Annotated in this window: 14 protein-coding genes; 7 read left to right on the top strand and 7 right to left on the bottom strand. The window is 65.2% G+C overall.

What is annotated here, in order from left to right; genetic code table 11:
- The first annotated feature begins 65 nt into the window (after positions 1-65).
- The 5 genes from FJ527_RS01595 (at position 66) to pdeM (ending at position 6,058) form a co-directional block, all read left to right on the top strand.
- Positions 66-1,430, top strand: a complete 1,365-nt coding sequence (locus FJ527_RS01595) for a leucyl aminopeptidase family protein (RefSeq protein ID WP_140821362.1) — start codon at positions 66-68, stop codon at positions 1,428-1,430.
- A gap of 71 nt (positions 1,431-1,501) precedes the next feature.
- A complete protein-coding gene (locus tag FJ527_RS01590; protein ID WP_023773016.1) occupies positions 1,502-1,852 on the top strand; it encodes a MarR family winged helix-turn-helix transcriptional regulator in 351 nt (116 codons plus the stop codon).
- A gap of 29 nt (positions 1,853-1,881) precedes the next feature.
- A complete protein-coding gene (locus FJ527_RS01585) occupies positions 1,882-2,742 on the top strand; it encodes an NlpC/P60 family protein (RefSeq protein ID WP_140821361.1) in 861 nt (286 codons plus the stop codon).
- A 68-nt stretch (positions 2,743-2,810) separates the two neighbouring features.
- Positions 2,811-5,345 (top strand): ligase-associated DNA damage response DEXH box helicase, encoded by a 2,535-nt coding sequence (locus FJ527_RS01580; RefSeq protein ID WP_140821359.1) that lies wholly within the window; start codon positions 2,811-2,813, stop codon positions 5,343-5,345.
- Complete coding sequence (pdeM, locus tag FJ527_RS01575; protein ID WP_140821357.1) at positions 5,342-6,058, top strand: ligase-associated DNA damage response endonuclease PdeM; 717 nt, start codon at positions 5,342-5,344, stop codon at positions 6,056-6,058. Before FJ527_RS01580 ends, pdeM begins: the two co-directional genes overlap by 4 nt.
- A gap of 3 nt (positions 6,059-6,061) precedes the next feature.
- Here pdeM and FJ527_RS01570 read toward each other — a convergent pair whose 3' ends face one another.
- Genes FJ527_RS01570 through FJ527_RS01560 form a run of 3 tightly spaced genes read right to left on the bottom strand, consistent with a single transcriptional unit; the run spans position 6,062 to position 10,665 of the window.
- The gene (locus tag FJ527_RS01570) at positions 6,062-6,997 is read right to left on the bottom strand and encodes a DmsC/YnfH family molybdoenzyme membrane anchor subunit (RefSeq protein ID WP_140821355.1); all 936 of its coding nucleotides are present in this window, start codon (positions 6,995-6,997) and stop codon (positions 6,062-6,064) included.
- A 6-nt stretch (positions 6,998-7,003) separates the two neighbouring features.
- Positions 7,004-7,738 (bottom strand): 4Fe-4S dicluster domain-containing protein, encoded by a 735-nt coding sequence (locus FJ527_RS01565; protein ID WP_140821353.1) that lies wholly within the window; start codon positions 7,736-7,738, stop codon positions 7,004-7,006.
- The gene (locus FJ527_RS01560; protein WP_181166262.1) at positions 7,735-10,665 is read right to left on the bottom strand and encodes a molybdopterin oxidoreductase family protein; all 2,931 of its coding nucleotides are present in this window, start codon (positions 10,663-10,665) and stop codon (positions 7,735-7,737) included. Before FJ527_RS01560 ends, FJ527_RS01565 begins: the two co-directional genes overlap by 4 nt.
- Positions 10,666-10,943: 278 nt before the next feature.
- On the opposite strand from FJ527_RS01560, the gene FJ527_RS01555 reads away from it, so the two are divergent.
- Positions 10,944-11,840: a LysR family transcriptional regulator gene (locus tag FJ527_RS01555; RefSeq protein ID WP_140821351.1), complete on the top strand. Its 897-nt coding sequence runs from the start codon at positions 10,944-10,946 to the stop codon at positions 11,838-11,840.
- An 8-nt stretch (positions 11,841-11,848) separates the two neighbouring features.
- Here the strand turns inward: FJ527_RS01555 and FJ527_RS01550 are convergent, their stop codons facing one another.
- From FJ527_RS01550 to FJ527_RS01535, 4 genes are all read right to left on the bottom strand, one after another.
- Positions 11,849-13,105, bottom strand: coding sequence for an Hsp70 family protein (locus FJ527_RS01550; protein WP_140821349.1), 1,257 nt, complete (start codon positions 13,103-13,105; stop codon positions 11,849-11,851).
- Positions 13,106-13,275: 170 nt separating this feature from the next.
- The gene (locus FJ527_RS01545) at positions 13,276-14,064 is read right to left on the bottom strand and encodes a TIGR02186 family protein (protein ID WP_015319314.1); all 789 of its coding nucleotides are present in this window, start codon (positions 14,062-14,064) and stop codon (positions 13,276-13,278) included.
- Positions 14,064-14,987, bottom strand: a complete 924-nt coding sequence (locus FJ527_RS01540; protein WP_140821347.1) for a sulfite exporter TauE/SafE family protein — start codon at positions 14,985-14,987, stop codon at positions 14,064-14,066. The genes FJ527_RS01545 and FJ527_RS01540 overlap by 1 nt, the downstream gene beginning before the upstream one ends.
- Before the next feature lie 192 nt (positions 14,988-15,179).
- Positions 15,180-19,244: a peptidoglycan-binding protein gene (locus FJ527_RS01535; protein ID WP_140821345.1), complete on the bottom strand. Its 4,065-nt coding sequence runs from the start codon at positions 19,242-19,244 to the stop codon at positions 15,180-15,182.
- Positions 19,245-19,696: 452 nt separating this feature from the next.
- On the opposite strand from FJ527_RS01535, the gene FJ527_RS01530 reads away from it, so the two are divergent.
- On the top strand, positions 19,697-20,158 hold the full coding sequence (locus FJ527_RS01530; protein WP_140821727.1) for a MerR family DNA-binding transcriptional regulator: 462 nt from the start codon (positions 19,697-19,699) through the stop codon (positions 20,156-20,158).
- The last annotated feature ends 12 nt before the right edge of the window (positions 20,159-20,170 follow it).

Raw genomic sequence — 20,170 nt, 5'->3', positions numbered from 1 at the left:
ATTCTGTTAACCCTAACGGAGGGTTAAGACGCGCCGACTCGCAAACTCGGCAGGAGAAACATCTGATGTCCGTTGAACTGGTCGAGAGCAAGCCGAAGAACCCGCTGCCAATCCATCTGGTCGCCAGGGACGGGCTGGAGGCAGCCGGTCTGTCGCCGTCTATTGTCGCATGGGCCAAGGCAAACGGCTTTTCCGGCGAGGCCGGCAGGACGCTGGTCCTGCCAGGCGAGAACGGAGCGCTTGGCGGCGCCATGTTCGGCCTCGGTGAGGGCGAGGGCGCGCTTGCCGTCGGTGCGCTGGCGAAAACCTTGCCGGAGGGCGATTGGCATTTTGCCTCCAGGCCTGCGGAGCCGGAACTGGCGGCTCTTGCAATCGTGCTCGGCGGTTATGTCTTTGCCCGCTACGGCAGGAAACCGGGCAAGGCGCTGCGCTTCGAGCTGCCGGCCGGCGTCGATGCGCAGCGCGTTCGCCGCGTCGTCGATGGTGTTTTCCTGACGCGCGACCTGGTCAACACGCCGACCAACGATATGGGGCCGGACGATCTGGAGAAGGCGGTGCGGATCCTGGCGGGGGCTCACAAGGCCGAAGTCTCGGTCATCAAGGGCGACGACCTGCTCGCACAGAACTTCCCGATGATCCATGCCGTCGGCCGCGCTTCGTCCGATGCCCCGCGTCTGATCGACATGACCTGGGGGCGGCAGGGCGCGCCGAAGGTGACGCTGGTCGGCAAGGGCGTCTGCTTCGACACGGGCGGGCTCGACATCAAGCCGTCATCGGGCATGCTGTTGATGAAGAAGGACATGGGTGGCGCCGCCAATGTGCTGGGCCTGGCCTCGATGATCATGGCCGCCGGGCTCAATGTGCGGCTGCGCGTGCTGATCCCCGCGGTCGAGAATTCGATCGCCAGCAACGCTTTCCGCCCGGGCGACGTGCTGGCGAGCCGCAAGGGCATCACGGTCGAGATCGGCAACACGGACGCCGAAGGTAGGCTGGTGCTGGGGGACGCGCTGGCGCTGGCCGACGACGAGGAGCCGCAGCTTCTCATCGACATGGCGACGCTGACCGGCGCCGCCCGCGTCGCGCTTGGCCCCGACCTGCCGCCCTTCTACACCGATGACGAGGCGCTTGCCTCGGAGCTGGCGGCGGCGGCGCTGGCGGTCGAGGATCCGCTGTGGCGCATGCCGCTATGGCGGCCTTACGACGCGAAACTGTCGTCGAAGATAGCCGACATCAACAACGTCACATCAGATGGTTTCGCCGGTTCGATCACCGCGGCGCTGTTCCTCAGGCGCTTCGTCGAGAAGACGGCAAGCTGGGCGCATTTCGACATCTTCGCCTGGAACCCCGCCGATCGCCCGCATGGCCCGGCCGGCGGTGAGGCGCAGGGCATCCGGGCGCTGGAGCGGATCATCTCGACGCGCTATGGCTGATTGCCGCAAGCAGAGTCGGCGATTTCGAGAACTGAAACGGAACCGAAACAATTTGCCGTCATGCTGGCGCGATGTCGATTGCGATGCGCCCGAGCCAGGCCCTGCGACTGTGGCAGCAAGTGATGCTGTCGCAGGTGCGCGAGGACGCGCCTGATCTCACCATGCGCCAGACGGCGATCCTGTTCACCATCTACCTCGATCCGCCGCCGCACACCGTGCGCGGGCTCGCCGCCCGCCTCAACGTCACCAAGCCGGTTATCACCCGCGCGCTCGACACGATGGGCGCGCTGAAACTGGTGTCGCGCCATCGCGACGAGCTCGACAAGCGCAATGTCCTGATCAAGCGCACCGTCGAAGGCGCGCTCTTTGTCGAGCGCTTCGGAGATGGTATCATCGCCAAGGCCCACGAACTGCCGATGTAACCGATTTCCATTTGACCGGATTTGACGATTTGACTGCCAGGGACGCCCGCCTCCACGCCTTCCGCTCCGATCTTGCCGATGCGCGGCTGAAGGGCGAGGTGACGGCCGACCGTTTCGTCGCCGGCCGGCCGGGGCGGATTGCCGCCTCGGTGGCCGATCTGCGCAAGGGGCCGCGGCCCGACGCCGGCATCACCACGCAGTTCCTCTTCGGCGACGATCTCCTCGTCTTCGAGGAGAGAGAAGGCTGGGCCTGGGTCCAGGGCGAACGCGATGGCTATGTCGGCTATGTCGCCGATGCCATGCTGGGCGGGCGTGACCATGCGTCCACTCATATCGTTTCGGTGCCACGCACGTTTCTCTATCCCGGTCCGGACCTGCGCTTTCCGATTGCCGGGCAATTGTCCATGGGATCGACCGTAACCGTTACGGGTGCCGCTGAAACACGGGGCACGCACTATGCGTTGCTGCCCTCCGGTAAAGCCGTGATCGCTGGCCATTTGCAGCCGATCGGCGAAGTGGCCGGCGACTATGTGTCCGTGGCCGAGACATTTCTCGGCACGCCCTATCTATGGGGCGGTGTTTCCGGCTTCGGCATCGATTGCTCCGGCCTGGTGCAACTGGCCATGCGCATGGCCGGCAAGGATGTGCTGCGCGATTCCGACATGCAGGCCGCCTCGATCGGCGAGCCGCTCGAACCGGGTCCTGATTTTTCGGGGCTGCGACGTGGTGACCTGGTGTTCTGGAAAGGGCATGTCGCCATCATGACCGACGCCGAAACCATGATCCACGCCAACGGTCACACCATGCTTGTGTCGCGAGAGGGCCTGAAGGAGGCGATAGCCCGCATCGGCTATCTCTATGGCGGGCCGACAGGGTTCCGGCGCCCGTAAGGCTTTTTCGATCCCCTTTTGTTCCGAATCTGCTTGGCGATTGCCTGTCGCCGCGCTACCTCTGGCGCGTGACAGTTGAGCCCCGCCTCGCCGACCAGAATGCCGCAGTCGTCCTGCCCGAGCCATTCCTGAAATGGTTCGGCGAGAAAGGCTGGTCGCCACGCGCGCATCAGATGGAGCTCCTGGCGAAGGCCCAGGCCGGGCAATCGGTACTGCTGATCGCGCCGACCGGCGCCGGCAAGACGCTGGCCGGCTTCCTGCCGTCGCTGACCGAACTGGCCGTCAGGCCAAGGCGAAAACCAGGCCAGGCGCGGCGCGGGATTCACACGCTATACATCTCGCCGCTTAAGGCACTGGCCGTCGACATCGAGCGCAATCTCGCCAAGCCGGTCGAGGAGATCGGCCTGCCCGTCACCATCGAAACGCGCACCGGCGACACCCCCGCCCACAAGCGCCAGCGCCAGAAGCTTGCGCCGCCCGACATTCTGCTCACCACGCCGGAGCAACTGGCGCTGCTGATCGCGGCAGGCGACGCGAGACGCTTCTTCGAGGATCTGCGCTATGTCGTGCTCGACGAATTGCATTCGCTGGTGACGTCGAAACGCGGCCATCTTTTGGCGCTTGGACTGGCGCGGCTGCGCAGCTTTGTCCCAAGCCTGCAGACGATCGGCCTGTCGGCGACGGTGGCCGAGCCGGACGAATTGCGGCGCTGGCTGGTCAGCCAGAACCCGTCGGGTGACATGGCGGAATTGATCACTGTGACGGGTGGTGCGAAGCCCGAAATCTCGATCCTCGATTCCGAGGAGCGCGTGCCGTGGGCAGGGCACTCGGCGCGCTACGCCACGCCAGAAATCTACCGCGAGATCAAGCGCCACAAGACGACCTTGCTTTTCGTCAACACCCGCAGCCAGGCGGAGCTGCTGTTCCAGGAGTTGTGGCGCGTCAACGAGGACACCTTGCCGATCGCCCTGCATCATGGCTCGCTCGACGTCGCCCAGCGCCGGCGCGTCGAGAAGGCAATGGGCGAGAACGCGCTGCGCGCCATCGTCGCCACATCGACGCTCGATCTCGGCATCGACTGGGGCGATGTCGATCTGGTCGTGCATGTCGGTGCTCCGAAGGGCGCCAGCCGGTTGGCACAACGCATCGGCCGTGCCAATCACCGCATGGATGAGCCGTCCAAGGCGATTTTGATCCCCGCCAACCGTTTCGAGGTGCTGGAGTGCCGGGCCGCACTCGACGCCAATTATCTCGGCGCGCAGGATACGCCGCCACTGGTCAATGGCGGGCTCGACGTGCTGGCCCAGCATGTGCTCGGCTGCGCCTGCGGCGCACCGTTCCGCGCCGATGACCTATATGAGGAGGTACGAACGGCGGCACCCTATGCCGGCCTCGATCGGCCGACCTTCGACCGTGTCATCGATTTCGTAGCCACCGGTGGCTATGCACTGAAGAACTATGAGCGCTATGCCCGCATCCGCCTTAACAAGGACGGGCTGTGGCGCGTCTCCAATCTGCGCGTCGCCCAGCAATACAGGCTCAATGTCGGCACCATCATCGAGGTGCCCGCCCTCAACGTGCGTTACGTCAAGGCCGGCAGCAAAGGCGCGGCGTCGCACGGTGGCCGCGTGCTCGGCAAGATCGAGGAGGCCTTCCTCGAAACGTTGACGCATGGCGATACTTTCATGTTCGCCGGCAAGGTGCTGCGTTTCGAGGGCATCCGCGAGAATGAGTGCTTCGTGTCGAACGCGCCCGGCAGCGACGCCAAGGTACCCTATTATGGCGGCGGCAAGTTCCCGCTCTCGACCTACCTCGCAGAGCAGGTCCGCATCATGCTGGACGATCCGCAGCGCTGGAAGAAGCTGCCGGAGCAGGTGGCCGACTGGCTGCGGTTCCAGTCGGACAAATCCATGCTGCCCAAGCGCGACGATTTGCTGATCGAGACCTTTCCGCGTGGCAATCGCCATTATCTGGTCGCCTATCCCTTTGAGGGCAGGCTGGCGCACCAGACGCTTGGCATGTTGCTCACCCGTCGCCTCGACAGGGCGGGCGTCAGGCCGCTCGGCTTTGTCGCCACTGATTATGCCTTGGCCATATGGTCGCTGGGCGACATGGGCGCGATGTTCAAGGCCAGGAAACCTTCACTGAGCGCGCTGTTCGACCAGGACATGCTGGGCGACGATCTCGAAGCCTGGCTGGCCGACAGCTGGCTTCTCAAGCGCACTTTCCGCAATTGCGCGCTGATCTCGGGCCTGATCGAAAAACGCCACCCCGGCCAGGAGAAGAGCGGCCGGCAGGTCACCGTGTCGACCGACCTGATCTACGACGTGCTGCGCAGCCATGAGCCGGACCACATCCTGCTTCAGGCGACGCGTGCCGATGCGGCGACCGGCCTGCTCGATGTCAGCAGACTTGCGGATATGCTCTCGCGCATCCAGGGTCGAATCATGCATAAGGCGCTCGAACAGATATCGCCGCTTGCCGTGCCGATCATGCTCGAGATCGGCAAGATGCCGGTGAACGGCGAGGCCGATGAAACGCTGCTTATGGATGCGGCGACACTGGTCGAAGAGGCCATGGGGCCCGGGATGGTTGATGAATGAATTTCTCGCTGGCGCGCGCATCGCTGATCGCCGAGGCCGATCTCGTCGGCATCGCGGGCGAGCGCGCGGTCTGCGATCCGCGCGGCGTGCTGTATTTCCCCGAGCTCAAGCTGCTGACGGTATCGGACCTGCATCTGGAGAAGGGGTCGTCCCTGGCAAGGCGCGGCACGCTCATCCCGCCCTACGATACTGGCGCGACCCTGCTCAGGCTGCAGGCGGTCATATCGGACTACCAGCCGTCGATCGTCATCAGCCTGGGTGACTCCTTCCACGATGGCGGCGGCGCCGCGCGCATGCATTCGAGCTTTCGCGAACGGCTGGAAGCGCAGATGGCAGGCCGTGACTGGTTCTGGGTCGCCGGCAATCACGACCCCGACGCGCCGGCGGATCTGCCTGGCGAGACCGTGCGGGAACTGGCCATAGGCTCGCTGCTGTTCCGGCATGAGCCATCGAAGGTGAGGGTAGAGGGGGAAATATCGGGTCATCTGCACCCCTGCGCCCGCATCGTGCAACAAGGCCGCTCGGTGCGCAGGCGCTGCTTTGCCGGCGATGGCGGCCGCATGATCATGCCGGCCTTCGGCGCCTATACCGGTTCGCTCAACGTGCTCGACCGCGCCTATGCCGGGCTGTTTCGCCTGGAGTCGCTGATGGCTTACATGCTCGGCACCGAGCGCATCTTCGCCATCTCGCATTCGATGCTGCGGCCAGGCTGAGATCTATCGCCCATAGTAGAGCATGACCGTGTGCTTCGCTTCCGCGAAGAACAGCCAGCGTTCGACCAGCATGCCGGCGAACTGGGCGATCGCGGCCAGCGCCGATAGCGCCGCCGCGAGCGGCCACGGCAAGGCGAAGGCGGCAAGCAGCAACAGGATCGGCAAACCGAAAGCCAGCGCCTGCGTGATCCGGCGCAGCTTGGCGCTGTGCTTGCGCGCGATGCGAAAACCCATTTCCTTGAGCAGGTAGTTCTCCTCGGTATGCGGCCATTCCAGGGATTGCACTATGCCGCCGGAGAGCCCGGTCGCGGTGTTGGCGGTCGTCGGGATTTCCAGCCGGTCGTTGTAGCGCCACGTCGCCAGCTTCCAGCCCCAGCCGAGCAAAATGAGCAGCGCGGAAGTCGCCAGAAGCATTTTCGAGCCGAGAGAAAGTGCTTGCAGCACAGCGTTCAGAAGCACGCTGCCGCTCATCGCCGAGTAGATGAGATAGCCGGGCAAGGTGTAGGGGCTGTGCCAGTGGGCGATGGGTTTCAGCGAGGCATAGATCATGCCTGTCATGCAGACCGTGGCTATGGCGCCAACGGCGGCCAGAACGCCGGCGGCCGCCACCCAGCCATCGAGGCGGCTAAGGAAGACCCAGCCTACGCCGAACACGCCTGCGGGAATGAAGGTGGCGACCGAGGCAACGCCTTCGCGCGACAGCCATGAACTGCGCCATTGCGAGAACGCCCGCCAGGCACGTTCGGGCCTGCCGAGATGGCCGGTCGATGACAACAGGCCGGCGGCGATCAGGCCGAGCGCCAGCCCCATGCCGACGAAGCCCGGCCAGAAATCGGGCGCGACGAAGCCGAGCGGGCCGAGCACGCCGAGCAGCGCGAGCAGCCCATAGCCGGCACCCGTGGCGGTGGTGAAGAAGACGACCGAAAAAGCCGGATGCATGGATGGTCAGCTCGAAAGCATGCGGTCGACCCAGCCAAGGAAACCGCCCTCGGCCCGTAGCGGCTCCAGCGCGGGAGCGGTCACCGATGCGGCGCGTTGCGTGTGAGCGCGCGGCGGCAGGTATTTGTTGGTCGGGCGATAGCCGAGTTCGGACATCAGGTCGACACCGCCGCGCTCCGCCACCAGTTGCGAAACGGGGGATTGGGGATCGCCGAGGTCGCCGAAATGCCGGGCACTGGTCGGGCAGGCGGCGACGCAGGCCGGCACGCGGTCCCCCTCGGCCAGGTTGTCGTTATAGATGCGGTCGACGCAGAGCGTGCATTTCTTCATCACCCCGACATCGCCATCGAATTCGCGCGCGCCGTAAGGGCAGGCCCAGCTGCACAATTTGCAGCCGATGCACTTGTCCTCGTCGATCAGCACGATGCCGTCCGACGCGCGCTTGTAGGAGGCGCCGGTCGGGCAGACGGTGACGCAGGCCGGCGTCTCGCAATGCAGGCAGGAGCGCGGGAAGTTGACCGTGCGCCCACCCATCTCGGTGATGTGCTCGTAACTGTGCACGCGGTTGAACCAGACCCCGTCGACATGGCCGCCATAGGGGTCGATGTCGGTCAGCGGCGCCATGTGGCCGCCGGTGTTCCATTCCTTGCAGGCGGTAACGCAGGCCTGGCAGCCGACACAGGTGTCGAGGTCGATGACGAGGCCGAGCTTCTTGCCGCCTGGACTTGGAAGACAGGTCATTCGGTTGCCTCTCTTGCCTGCCGAAACCCGGCGCCGAAAGTGAGCTTGTCGGGCGAGGGTTCGAAATGCGGCGGCTGTTGAAAACGCTCGAATTGCGGCTCGGTGAAGCCGGCCTCCTCCGCCGCGCATTTGACGATGCGCACGCGCAGATCGAACCACGCCGCCTGGCCCGTGACCGGATCGGAATTCGAATAACGCTTGCCCTGCGCGTCGGCCAAGGTCTGGTCTCCAATGATGTGGTTGAGCAGGAAGCCGCGATTGCTTTCGGCGGCATCGTCTTTGAGCCCCCAACTGCCGCGTCGCTTGCCGATCGCGTTCCAGGTCCACACCGTGCTTTCGTTGATCCCTTCGACCAGCTTGATCTGCCCCTTGACCCTGCCGTTGATGCTCTCGATCCACACCCAGTCGTCGTCGCCAAGGCCGAGCCCGGCGGCGGTTTGCTGATGCACGAACAGCCGGTTCTGGCTGGTGATCTGCCGCAACCACGCATTTTGCGAACCCCAGGAATGGTACATGTGCATGGGCCGCTGCGTCAGCGCGTGCAGCGGGTATTCTTCCTGGTCGACGGACGCTTCCTCGAACGGCATGTACCAGAACGGCAGCGGGTCCATGTAGGTCTCGACGCGCCTGCGTTCGCTTGCAGGCGGCACCACCCGGCCATGACCACGCGCGGCCAGCCGAAAACGCTGCATCGGTTCGGAATAGAGCTGGAAGACGATCGGCTCGGCCTTTGGGATGAAGCCCAGTTGCACCGCGAAGTCGAGATAGGAGCGGTTGGCCATCTTGTAGTAGCGCTGGTCCTCGGTGAAATCGTGGTGCCAGAACCCGCCATTGTCGATGTAGCGTTGCAACTGGTTGGGATTGACGTCGCCCTTGCCGATCGAGTTTTCGTCCTTGCCGCGCCAGCCTGCGAGCGGGCCGATGCCGGGCGTGCGTTCATGATTGACGATGTAGTCGGCATAGTCGCGGTACTTCGGCGAGCTTTCGTCATCGACGAAGCCGGGCAGGCCAAGCCGCGCGCCGAGGTCGATCAGCACCGACTGGAAGGGCCTGACGTCGCGGTCGGGCTCGACGACCGGATGGCGAATGGCGTCGCCCGGCCCGTCGGCATGGCTGATCGGCCGGTCGAGCAGGCTGATGCAGTCATGACGCTCTAGATAGGTGGTGTCGGGCAGGACCAGGTCCGCGAACGGCACGGTCTCGGAGTAGTAGGCATCGGAATAGATGATGAAAGGGATCTTGTAGTTGCCCGCTTCGTCATGGTCGGTGAGCATGGCCATGGTCTCGACGGTGTTCATCGAGGAATTCCAGGCCATGTTCGACATGTACATCATCAGCGTGTCGATCGGGTAGGGATCGCCGGCCCAGGCGTTGCGGACTACTGTGTGCATCAGCCCATGCGCCGCAAGCGGCGAATCCCAGGAATAGGCCTTGTCGATGCGCAGCGGCGTACCCGCTTCGTCGACCAGCAGATCGTCGGGTCCACAGACGAAACCGAGCGGCATGCCGTCGAGCGGCGTCATCGGCCTGACATCCTTGCCGCAGGGCTTCGGGCCGGGCGGCGCCGACCTGGGATAGGGCGGCTTGAAGCGGAAGCCGCCCGGCACATCCACCGTGCCCAGCAGAACCTGCAGCAGGTGGATGGCGCGACAGGTGTGAAAGCCGTTGGAATGGGCCGAGATGCCGCGCATGGCATGCATCGAAACCGGCCGTCCCTTTATCGTCTGATGCCGGCGCCCGGCCCAATCGGTCCATGCCACCGGCAGTTCGATCGCCTGCTCGAACGCGACGTGGGCCAGTTCGGCGGCGATCCGGCGGATCGTTCCGGCCGGGATGCCGCAACGCTCCGCGACCGCATCGGGCGAATAGCTGACGTCCATGTAGCGGTCCGCGATCAGCTGGAACACGGGAAGGCACCTGCGCCCGTCGACTGTGAAGCTGCCGGTCAGTGCCGGTTTGGCATTTGAATCGACTGCGTTGACGGAGGTCGTCGCCACTCTGTCCCATGCCAGCGGATTGCCGTCGCTGTCGCGCATGAACAGCCCGTCATCGGCCGCGCCCGGCTCCTGGATAACCAGGACATGCGCGTTGGTGTAGCGGAGCAGATAATCGAGATCGACGCGGCCGGCTTTCAAGAGTTCGTGGATCAGCGCGAACACGAACAGGCCGTCCGTGCCGGGCCGGATGCCGATCCAGTCGTCGGCGATCGCATTGTAGCCGGTCCGGCACGGATTGATCGACACCACCTTGGCGCCGCGCGCCTTGAGCTTGCCCAGTCCGATCTTGATCGGATTGGAATCATGGTCCTCGGCAACGCCGAACAGCATGAAGTATTTCGTGTTGTCCCAATCGGGCTCGCCGAACTCCCAGAACGAGCCGCCGATCGTGTAGAGCCCGCCCGCCGCCATGTTCACCGAACAGAAGCCGCCATGGGCGGCGAAGTTCGGCGTGCCGAACTGGCTCGCCCACCACCCTGTAAGAGATTGTGATTGGTCACGGCCTGTGAAGAAAGCGAGTTTCTTAGGATCGGTCCGGCGGATATTCGAGAGCCGCTCGGTAGCGATCGAGAAGGCTTCCTCCCACTCGATCTCGCGGAACTCACCCGAGCCGCGCGGCCCGGTGCGCAGCAATGGCTTCCTCAGCCTGGCCGGGCTGTAGTGCTGCATGATGCCGGAGCTGCCCTTGCCGCAGATCACGCCGCGATTGACCGGATGATCCTTGTTGCCGTTGATGTAGCGGACCTTGCCGTCCTTGATGTGCACGTCGATGCCGCAGCGGCAGGCGCACATGTAGCAGGTCGTCTTGGCGATGCTGTCGGAAACATCAGGCGAGGTGTCGACACCGTCGCCTTCATCGGGCGCCCGCGTGTCGGCAAGCGGGCGTTGCGAGGGGGCTGAATTGGCGCCGCGCGGCGGTCCTTGCATCATGATCCCGTGGTGCTCGCGCGGCCAGCGGATTTGGCCCGCGTCTTCGGCCCGGGGCCGCGCATATAATGTTCTTCGGGATGGTGGCGATCACCGGCCAGCCGTCGCCTTATACCGCGGCTCCAATGCGCAAGCAGGGACCTGAACCGCCCGATCATTTTGCTCTTTGCGACCTGCAGGCTAATTTTTTCTAACTTCCGACGAAAAAGTAGAATAAAGCTATCGATCCGTCTAATCAGTTGTTCTTGTAAATTCGATCGATATTGGTTCTTAATACAGGCATGACCCTGGATCAGTTGCGCATTTTCGTCGCCGTCGCAGAGCGCGGCCACATGACAAAGGCGGCGGAGCTCCTGGGCATTTCCCAGTCGGCCGCGTCGGCGGCCATTCGCGCTCTGGAAGAGCAGCATGGTGTCCATCTGTTCAACCGCGTCGGCCGCAACATCGAGCTGGCCCAGACCGGCCATCGGTTCCTCCCGGAGGCCAAGGCCGTGCTGGAGCGGGCCGCAGCCGCGCGCAATGTCCTGGAACATGTTTCGCAGACGGTCGCCGGCAGCCTCTCCATCGCCGCCAGCCTGACCATCGCCAGTTACTGGCTGCCGCGCCGGCTGGCCTCTTTCCACGAGGCCTATCCGGCCGTCAGGCTGAGCGTCACCATCGGCAACACAAGGCAGGTCGAGGCCAGCGTGCTGGATGGAACCGCCGATCTCGGCCTGGTCGAAGGGCGCACCGAGTCCGACTTGTTGCGCCGCGTCAAGGTCGATACCGACCGGTTGATGCTGGTCGTTGCCAGCTCCCATCCAGAGATCGCCGAAATCGCGCCGGGCCGCCCCGACATCACCGGCCTGCGCTGGATAATCCGCGAGGGCGGCTCCGGCACGCGCGAGGTGCTGGAGGATCTGGCGCGCCGCGAGGGGATTTCGCTTGCCGACCTCAGGATATTCCTGGTGCTGCCCAGCAACGAGGCGGTTCGCCAAGCTGTCGAGGCGGGTGCCGGCGCGACCATCATTTCGGAGCTGGTGGTCGGGCGCGCGGTCGCCGAGGGGAGCCTGAGAGCCGTGCCGATTGAATTGCCGAAGCGCGACTTCGCCATGATCACCCACCGCGACCGTCAGGCAAGCCTGGCCCAGATGGCGCTGAAGGCGCATCTGGCCGCGGAGGCGAACGGGACTACGTAGGGGTAGGTTCAGCCGAACTTCCGCTGCGCATCGAGCGCCAGGCCGAGTCCGACCGATCCGAACATATCGCCTTCCATGACGGAAGCCCGCGGCACCAGCGACAGGATTTCCCGCCTTGCCAGCGGGATCGCCGTCGATCCGCCGGTCAGGAACACCGCGGTGATGTCGGAGGGCTTGACCCCGGCGTCGCGGATGGTCTGCGCCACCGTTTCGGTAACCCGCTCAATGTCCCGAGCGATCGTCGCCTCCAGCCCGTCGCGCGTGATCCCGGCGGCGAACGCCGCGCCCGGCAGCTTCACCGCCACGTCCGCCGATGACATGTCGGTCAGCTCTATCTTGGCTTTCTCGACCAGCGCCGCCAGCGCGTGCCCGTAGCGGAGCTCAACGATATGGATGAAGCGGTCGACCAGGTCGGCGCGCGCGGCCTCGTAGCGGATCTGGCGCAGATGCGTCATCGCCTTGGCGGTGTAGACCAGATTGATGCGCTGCCATGTGGCGAGATCGATGAAGTAGCTGGCCGGCAGATTGCGCTTGCCGTCCTTGGTCGCGGAGAGGTAGCCGAGCTGTGGCATGACATGGGCGATGCTCAGCAGCCGGTCGAAATCGGTGCCGCCGATATGGATGCCGCGGCTGGCCAGGATGTCGTCCTTGCGATCGGTCGATCGCGCGCGCTCCGGCGAGACCCGCACGATCGAGAAGTCGGACGTGCCGCCGCCCATGTCGATGATCAGCGCCAGTTCCTCGCGTGTCACCTTCTGCTCGTAATCGAGCGCCGCCGCGATCGGTTCGAACTGGAAAGCGATGTGCCTGAAGCCTTGGGCACGGGCAGCCTTCTCGAGTTCGCCTTGCGCCTCCGCGTCGGCTTGCGCGTCGTCATCGACGAACTGCACCGGGCGGCCGAGCACCACGCTCTCCACCACGCCGCCGGCGTCCTCTTCCAGCCGCGTCCTCAGATGACCGATGAACAGGCCGATAATGTCGATGAAGCCGATCTGGCGTGCCTTGATCCGCGTCTTCTCGTGGGCGAGCGAACTGCCGAGCACGCTCTTCAACGAGCGCATCAGGCGGCCTTCGATGCTGTCGGTATAGTCCCCGATAGCGCGGCGGCCAAAATAGGTATGGCCATCCTCGAAATTGAAGAACACGGCACTTGGCAAAGTGGGCTGCCCGCCCTCCAGCGGGACCAGCCCCGCCTTGCCGTTCCGGATGACGCCTACCGTGGAATTGGACGTGCCGAAGTCGATGCCGCCGAATGCCTGATGCATCGCAGCCTCCTGTCATTGTTCGTGGCGGCAAAACAGCGGCGACGCGTCGCGCTGTCATCGGGATGGCGGGACCGCTCCTGGCGAACGGTATGTGCTTGTTTGCCCCTGGGTTGGGAGGCGGCGGTTTATCGCATGGCGGCGAAAAGGGGAACCCCTCTTTTCCCGCGGCATCAATCCTTGCGGAACACCAGCCGGCCGAGCCAGCCAGTCACCATGGCCAACGATACGGCGAACACGCCGTAGAGGAACGAATAGTCGTGGGCGACGCGGAAGATCGATTGTTCGAAGCCCGATTTGCGGATTTCGAGCTGCGCCGAACTCTCCTTGACGAATAGGCCGCTCTTGAACAGGAATGCGCGCGCCTTGTGCGTGCCGACCGAGACATCAGGCGCCAGCCTGACGGTAGCGCGAAACAGGTTCTGCGACAGGAATTGCACGCCGCCGACATTCTCGCTGTAGAGGCCGGCGGCGGCCTTGCGTTCGCGCAACGCGGCCGTGAATTCCTCGATCGTCGCCGGGCTGTCACCGGCTTCGGCGGGCTGCATGTAGAGGTTGGAGGCGCCGAGCGACAGCTGCTTGTAGCTGTTGGGTTCGGTGATGTCCTGCAGCGGCCGCGTCGTCGCGACCGAATAGGACACCGGCACGTTCTCGAAGGTCTCGGAATCCAAATTGACCCAGACGCCCAGCACCCGGTCCTTGCGGCGCACGACCACCGGTTTCGGCGGCCCTTCGAGCACGACGATGACGTCGTAACGGCCCTGGCGTGCGACCAGCGGGTCGGGATTTTCCAGCGAACCGAAGATGGTCAGGTCGGCCCCGGAAAAACCGGCGGTGATCGACACCGCGTCGGTGGAAAGGCCGATCTGGATGCCTTCCGTCAGCGGCGTCTGCGCCTTCGCCGGCGCGGCGGCGGTCAGGGACAGGAGAGCGACGGCTGCGAGCGCTTTCAGGCCATTCATCAGTTGAGGCCCAGGCCGGACAGCGAATAAAGGTTGGGCGGCGTGACGAACAGATCGGTGGCAAGCCGGATCGCCACCGCCAGCACCAGCAGCGCCAGCAGCGCCCTCAATTGCTCGCCGCGCAGCCGCTGGCCGGCCTTGGCGCCATATTGCGCCCCGGCCACGCCGCCGGCCATCAACAGGAAGGCCAGCATCACATCGACGGTCTGGTTTGTGGTGGCGTGGACCAGCGTCGTATAGGCGGAGGTGAAGATGATCTGGAACAGCGAGGTGCCGATGACGACATTGGTCGGCACTTTCAAGAGATAGATCAGCGCCGGCACCATGATGAAGCCGCCGCCGACACCCATGATCGACGACAGGAAGCCGATGCCGGCGCCAAGCCCGAGCACCGGAATGACGCTGACGAACAGCTTCGACGCGCGGAAGCGCATCTTCAGCGGCAGGCGGTGGATCCAGTTGTGCTGGCCGGATTTCTTCAGCACCGGCGCCGCGCCGCTGCGCGTGGCGCGCAGGGCCTTGATGCTCTCGACCAGCATCAGCCCGCCGACGGTGCCGAGCAGCACGACGTAGAGCAGCGAGATGAACAGGTCGAGCTGGCCGAGCCTGCGCAGGAAGCCGAACACATAGATGCCGCCGGTTGAGCCGACGACGCCGCCGGCCAGAAGCACGCTGCCGAGCTTGAAGTCGAGCGTCCCTCGCTTCATGTGCGACAACACGCCGGAGACGGAAGAAGCAATGACCTGGTTGGCGCCGGTGGCGACCGCGATCGCCGGCGGGATGTTGTAGAAGATCAAGAGCGGCGTGATCAGGAAGCCGCCGCCCACCCCGAACATGCCCGACAGGAAGCCCACCGCGGCGCCCATGGCCAGCAGCACGAAGACGTTGACGGAAATTTCCGCGATCGGGAGATAGATGCCCACCCGTCTGTCTCGATCAGTTTGCCTGTCGGCGAATAAAGCCGCTGCGGGCACTATCGCATCGAAAAGCCAATTTTCTCTTGCGCCGACGCGGCAGCGGGACCAAACCCCGTCACCGCGCCGAAACAAAAAACAACTCAATCAGTTAACAGGCAAATGTAAGGCAAGGGCGTCGTGGAAACGACGCTTCTGCCGTTATTTGCGCGCCAGCAATGCCTTGACCAGCTTCTCGTCGACCGCGCCCGTCGCTGGCAGCTTGTTGTCGGTCTGGAAAGCGATGATCGCGTTCTTGGTCTTCCCGCCCATCACGCCGTCGGCGCCGCCGGCGTCATAGCCGTTCTTGTTGAGGATGAGCTGGATGTTCTTGACCGCCTTCTTCATGTCGATGCCGGCCGTCGTCTGCGGCGTGCCTTCCTGCCAGGATTCGGGAATGTCCACCGAATTGGCCGCCGCGTTGAGCGGCTTGGCCTTCCACAATTCGGTCGCCGCGCGCGCCCGCTCGAGCTGCTCGGGCCGCAGCGCGTTGGCGATCTCGTCGCGCTTGGCCGCGGCATCCTTGTCGCCGGTCCTGGCGACGAGCGCGAACCATTTGTAGGATTCCTCCAGGTTCTGCTTCATGCCGACGCCCTTGGCGGCGAGGATGCCAAGATTGAACTGGCTGTCCTTGACGCCGAGGTCGGCGGCCGCCTGGAACCAATGCGCGGCCGATTCATTGTCGGTTGCGCCGTCGGCGGCCATGGCGAACAGCACCGCCAGATTGTGCATGGCGCTGGCGTTGCCCTGCGCGGCGGCGAGCTGGTACCAGGTCTTCGACTTCTTGATGTCGCGCGCGACGCCGATGCCCTTCTCGTAGAAATTGCCGATGCGGTATTCAGCCGGCGCGAAGCCGAGTTCCGCCGATTTCTCGTACCATTTGGCGGCAGCCGGCATGTCTTCCTTGACGCCGCGCGACTCGGCGTAGCGCGAGCCGACCTCGAACAGCGCCTTGGCGTCGCCACCGGCGGCGGCGTCACGCAAGGCGACCGGGCCGGCATCGGCCGGAATGTCGAACTTGATCGCGGCTGTCGCCGCCGGCTTGTCCATGGGCGCAACGGCGCCAGTCGTGTCGTTGGTCGTCGCCTCGGTCGCCACTGGCGCGGCAGGGGCCGCTTGGAGATCGGCATCCGTCGCCTGCGTAGCGCCGGCGGCTGGTGCCGGATCCGTCATGGCTGGGGCAGCGGTCATCGGAGCAACCGGCGCGGCCGAAGCCATCGCGTCGGGGGCGCTCGGGCCGGAAGCCATGGCCGACGTGACCGGCGAAGCGGGCTCGGCCGTGGGCGCTGTGTCCGGCATCGCGTCCGTATCAGACGGCATGGCCACGACGGTCCGCGCCGCCATATCGTCCTTGCTGGCGGGCGCGGATTGTTCGGCCTGCCTGGCCGGACGGGCCGGCGCGCTGTTCATCGCCGTCGGCTGAACTTCGGTCTTCGGCTGGCTGGCGGTATCGAGAGATGCCGTCCGAACCGGCTGCGGGGCGACGATCGGGGATGCGTCGTTGCTTGCCACCTGGGCGGGATCCGAAAGGAACGCCTTGCCGAGCTGCAGGCCGGCAAGCGCCAGCATGATCGCTGCCGCCGCCATCAGGATCGGCTTGCGCCGCGCCTTGAGCAGGTCGCCTATCCTGAGCGCCTTGACCGGGCCTTTCATCGTCGACTGGCGCTTCAGGGCGTCGGCCTCGGCCGCGGCCGCCTGCGCCGCGCGCCGGGCGGCGGCGATGAAATCCGATTTCGCCGCGTCGCTGTCGCCGAGCTTGGCCGGTTGTCCGCGCTCGTCGCGCACGCGCTTCATGATGGCATTGAGGTCAGGCGCGCCGGAGCCCGGCTCCAGCGGGCGGTTGGCGACCTTCGGGTCGAGCGGCTCGTCGAGATCGACACTCGGGATGTCGGCGCTCGGCGCCGAGCCGGCCAGCGGCGGAACATCCGCCGCTTTCTTGCCCTTGAAGGCCCGCGCCAGTCCGCCGAACATCGACTTGCGGCCTGCCGGCTGGTCCTTTCCGGCGGTGGTGTCGGAACCGAGTGCGGCCATCGCGGCGGCGGCGGCGGCTTCCGCCGGCGAGCGCGTGCCCGGCCGGGGAGACAAGCCCGTTCCAACGTGCAGTGCGGGCTCGCCGGGCTCGGTGCGCACTATGGCCGCGGCACGCGCGTCCAGATCGGCCATGTCGCCAGTCAGCGGCAGCTGGTCCATGGTCATGGATGGTGCGTTCACGGCCATCTTGGGCCGCTGCAAGCCACGCCAGCCACTGGGTTCGATCGAGGCCGCGTCCAGGAGCTCGCTTGCCGCCTCGGACTGCTCGCTGGTTTCCAGCGAGCCCAGCCTGTCGACGATCTTGAGCAGTGTGTCGTGAATGGCCTCGAAGGTCCGCGAATTGCGCTCGTCGGAACGCCGCGTCAGCGTCTCCAGGGTCTTCAGATCCTGGGCGAGGCCGGATACCGCGGCCGTATTGGTGCTCGTTCCGGCCAGCGAGCGCACCGCGTTCTCGGCCGCCTCACGTGCCGCGCCGAGGATGGAATCGCGGGTCCCGGCCAGCGCTTTTTCGATTTCGTCGAGGCGTGGGCTGATGTCCTCGAAGTCTGGCAGCGGCGTGCTGGGCTTGGAAAGATGCGCCGACAGGCCGGCGACCTGCGCCTCCAGGCTGCGGATCAGCGCCGGATCGATGCCGGCCACCTGGGCCGCCGAAGCGTCCAGCCGGCTTGAAATATCTTCGAGCCGGCTTTCCAGGCCCCGGATCGCCGCCTCGCCGGCGGGATCGGGAGCGCGTGTCTCCATGCGCTTGGCCAGTGCGGTGAAGCGAGCGTCGATGGCGTCCATGATGCCGGCACTGTCGACCTGCGGCATGCTGCGCTGGTCCAGCCGGTCGGCAACCTCGTCCAGCCGGCGCTCGAGATCGCGAAACAGCATGTTGCCCTGCTCGATGGCGTCGCCCTGGCGCCGCTCCATCATGCCCGACAGCACGTCGAAGCGCTGCTCCAGCCCGTGGAAGATGTAGTCGGCGTCGGGCATGGCCGGCGCCTGATCGATCTTGTCGGCGATCAGCGCGATCTGCTTGGCGAGCCGTTCCATCGCCTGCTCGGGCAGGTTGGCGCGGCCGGCGAGGTCGTCGACCCGGCTCGACAGCGTGTTCAGCCGGTCGATCACGACATTTGCGGGACGGTCCTGCGCCACTTCCTCGATCTGCTGGGCGAGCGAGTCGATCCGCTTCTCGATGCGCTCGAAGGCTTCGTGGTCGACTGAATTCGCCTGTGCGGCGACTGTCGAGGCGACGATAGCGCGGGAAATCTCGTCCAGCCGCTCGTCGATCATGGCCAGCGTGCCGCCGCCGCGATTGTCCTGCTGGCTGGCGAAATGGTCGACCGCCCCGGCCAGCGTGCGGACCTTCTCCTCCAGCGAGCGCAGGGACAGCGATTCCGGCAGGTTGTTGACGGCGTTGCTGATCTGCTCCAGCCGGTCGGTCAAGGCGGCAAGGGCGGGGTCGTCGGAGCGTTTGCGCTGGTCGGCGTCGACGCGGTCCTCGAAGGCCGTCCAGCGGCGGTCGAACTCGTCCCAGCGGCGGTCGACCTTCTGCACGCTCTCCTCGCGCGCCAGCGTGTCGAGCGCGGCCTTGACCTGTTCGAGTTCCAGTCGCAGCAGGTTGACGCTCCTGTCGTCGCTCTTCTCCGACAGCGATTTGATGGCGCCGGAGAGCCGCTCGAATTCCACGCCGAGTTCGGCGCTGCCCTTGCCCGATGTCCCGGACTTGGCGTTCGACTGGAAGGCGCGGTCGATGTCCTTGCGCAGCGCGTCGAATTCGCGCTGCAGCCCTGAAGTCACCTGGTGGCGCAGTTCCTCGCGCATGCCGCGCAGTTCGCCGGCGATCTTGCCGACCATGGCGACGCTGTCTTCTTGGCCGCGCACGCGGTCGATGTCACGCGCGATCGCCTGATAATTCTGGTCGAAGGGTGCAGGGGAGGGCGCCGGGTTGTGCGCACGCGGTGCCGGCTGCGGATCCTCATACCAGCGCTGCTGGGCCGTCGGCTGCGCAGCGGGATAGCGCGGGTCGGAGGCGGGGTAACGCGGTTCGGCGCCATATTGGCGAGGAGCGGGTCGTGCCGTCGCGTCCTCGCGCGTCTGCCCCAGGCGCTGTTCCAGCGTCTCCAGGGAGCGGTTCAACTGCTCTAGCGTGGTCTGCGGCTTGCGCTGCCTGCCAGCATTGAGTGTATCGAGGTAGGACCGCTTGCTGTTCATCGGTGCGTCCGTCTTTCAGATTGGCCGGCTTGCCGCCAGCTCCCCAAGTCCCTGCCGGAACGAGGCGACCGCGCTTCGATGCCACGGTGGAAGACAAGCTTCCCGGGTTTCCCCGCGCTCCGAAAAACCGTGAAAATTCGATACAGGATAACCACGGGTAGCCGACACGCGCACATTTCGCCCAACGTGGTAAACAACGCGTTAACCAAGCTTAAGAAGTTGCAAGGAAGTTGGCTGACGTGACTTCCGGTGCGGCATAAAGCACCGTTCTCAGAACGCCCTTGCGTCATGAGGCGGCTACCGGTATAGAATTGACGTAAACGTAAATGGCGTATCAACTGCGCTGTTTGCGATTTGTTTGTCGAAACCACGGCCGGAAGCACGCCCCCGCTTCCAGTCAGGCGACGCATGGTCCGGGACCGCGACGCCACCAGACGGGGAAGCCAGTGACCATGAAGCTTATCTCGGCCGGCGAGACCGCGGCCAATACCAATAATGCAACCGTTGAAGCCGGCGAGGATCTCTCCCGCATCGGCGAGATGGCCAAGAAGTACGGCGTGACGCTGCGCACGCTGCGTTTCTATGAAGACAAGGGCCTGCTCAACCCCCAGCGCGACGGTTCGACCCGTCTCTATACGCGCCGCGACAGGGCGAGGCTGAAGCTGATCCTGCTCGGCCGCAAGGTTGGGTTCTCGTTGCGCGACGTCAAGCAGATGATGGACCTCTACGATCCGACCGGTTCCAACACCAAGCAGTTGCGGCTGGCGCTGGACAAGTCGGAAAAGCAGCTCGCTCGCCTGCAGAAGCAGCGGGCGCTGATCGACGACGCCATCAATGAGCTCGGCGGCTCGATGTCGGCGGTGCGTCAGATGCTGGCCGAGCGTTCGGCGCCGCAAGCGAGCGTCGCGAGCTAAGCCGCCCTCCGA

The organism is Mesorhizobium sp. B2-4-18, assembly GCF_006441385.1.
GTDB lineage: Bacteria > Pseudomonadota > Alphaproteobacteria > Rhizobiales > Rhizobiaceae > Mesorhizobium > Mesorhizobium australicum.
Note: the sequence above shows the minus strand (reverse complement) of the source record. Positions and strands in the feature narration are given on the sequence as shown.

Coding starts and splice junctions, on each gene's coding strand:
- FJ527_RS01595 (WP_140821362.1), top strand. CDS start 66: ATGTCCGTTGAACTGGTCGAGAGCAAGCCGAAGAACCCGCTGCCAATC.
- FJ527_RS01590 (WP_023773016.1), top strand. CDS start 1,502: ATGTCGATTGCGATGCGCCCGAGCCAGGCCCTGCGACTGTGGCAGCAA.
- pdeM (WP_140821357.1), top strand. CDS start 5,342: ATGAATTTCTCGCTGGCGCGCGCATCGCTGATCGCCGAGGCCGATCTC.
- FJ527_RS01570 (WP_140821355.1), bottom strand. CDS start 6,997: ATGCATCCGGCTTTTTCGGTCGTCTTCTTCACCACCGCCACGGGTGCC.
- FJ527_RS01565 (WP_140821353.1), bottom strand. CDS start 7,738: ATGACCTGTCTTCCAAGTCCAGGCGGCAAGAAGCTCGGCCTCGTCATC.
- FJ527_RS01560 (WP_181166262.1), bottom strand. CDS start 10,665: ATGATGCAAGGACCGCCGCGCGGCGCCAATTCAGCCCCCTCGCAACGC.
- FJ527_RS01555 (WP_140821351.1), top strand. CDS start 10,944: ATGACCCTGGATCAGTTGCGCATTTTCGTCGCCGTCGCAGAGCGCGGC.
- FJ527_RS01550 (WP_140821349.1), bottom strand. CDS start 13,105: ATGCATCAGGCATTCGGCGGCATCGACTTCGGCACGTCCAATTCCACG.
- FJ527_RS01545 (WP_015319314.1), bottom strand. CDS start 14,064: ATGAATGGCCTGAAAGCGCTCGCAGCCGTCGCTCTCCTGTCCCTGACC.
- FJ527_RS01535 (WP_140821345.1), bottom strand. CDS start 19,244: ATGAACAGCAAGCGGTCCTACCTCGATACACTCAATGCTGGCAGGCAG.
- FJ527_RS01530 (WP_140821727.1), top strand. CDS start 19,697: ATGAAGCTTATCTCGGCCGGCGAGACCGCGGCCAATACCAATAATGCA.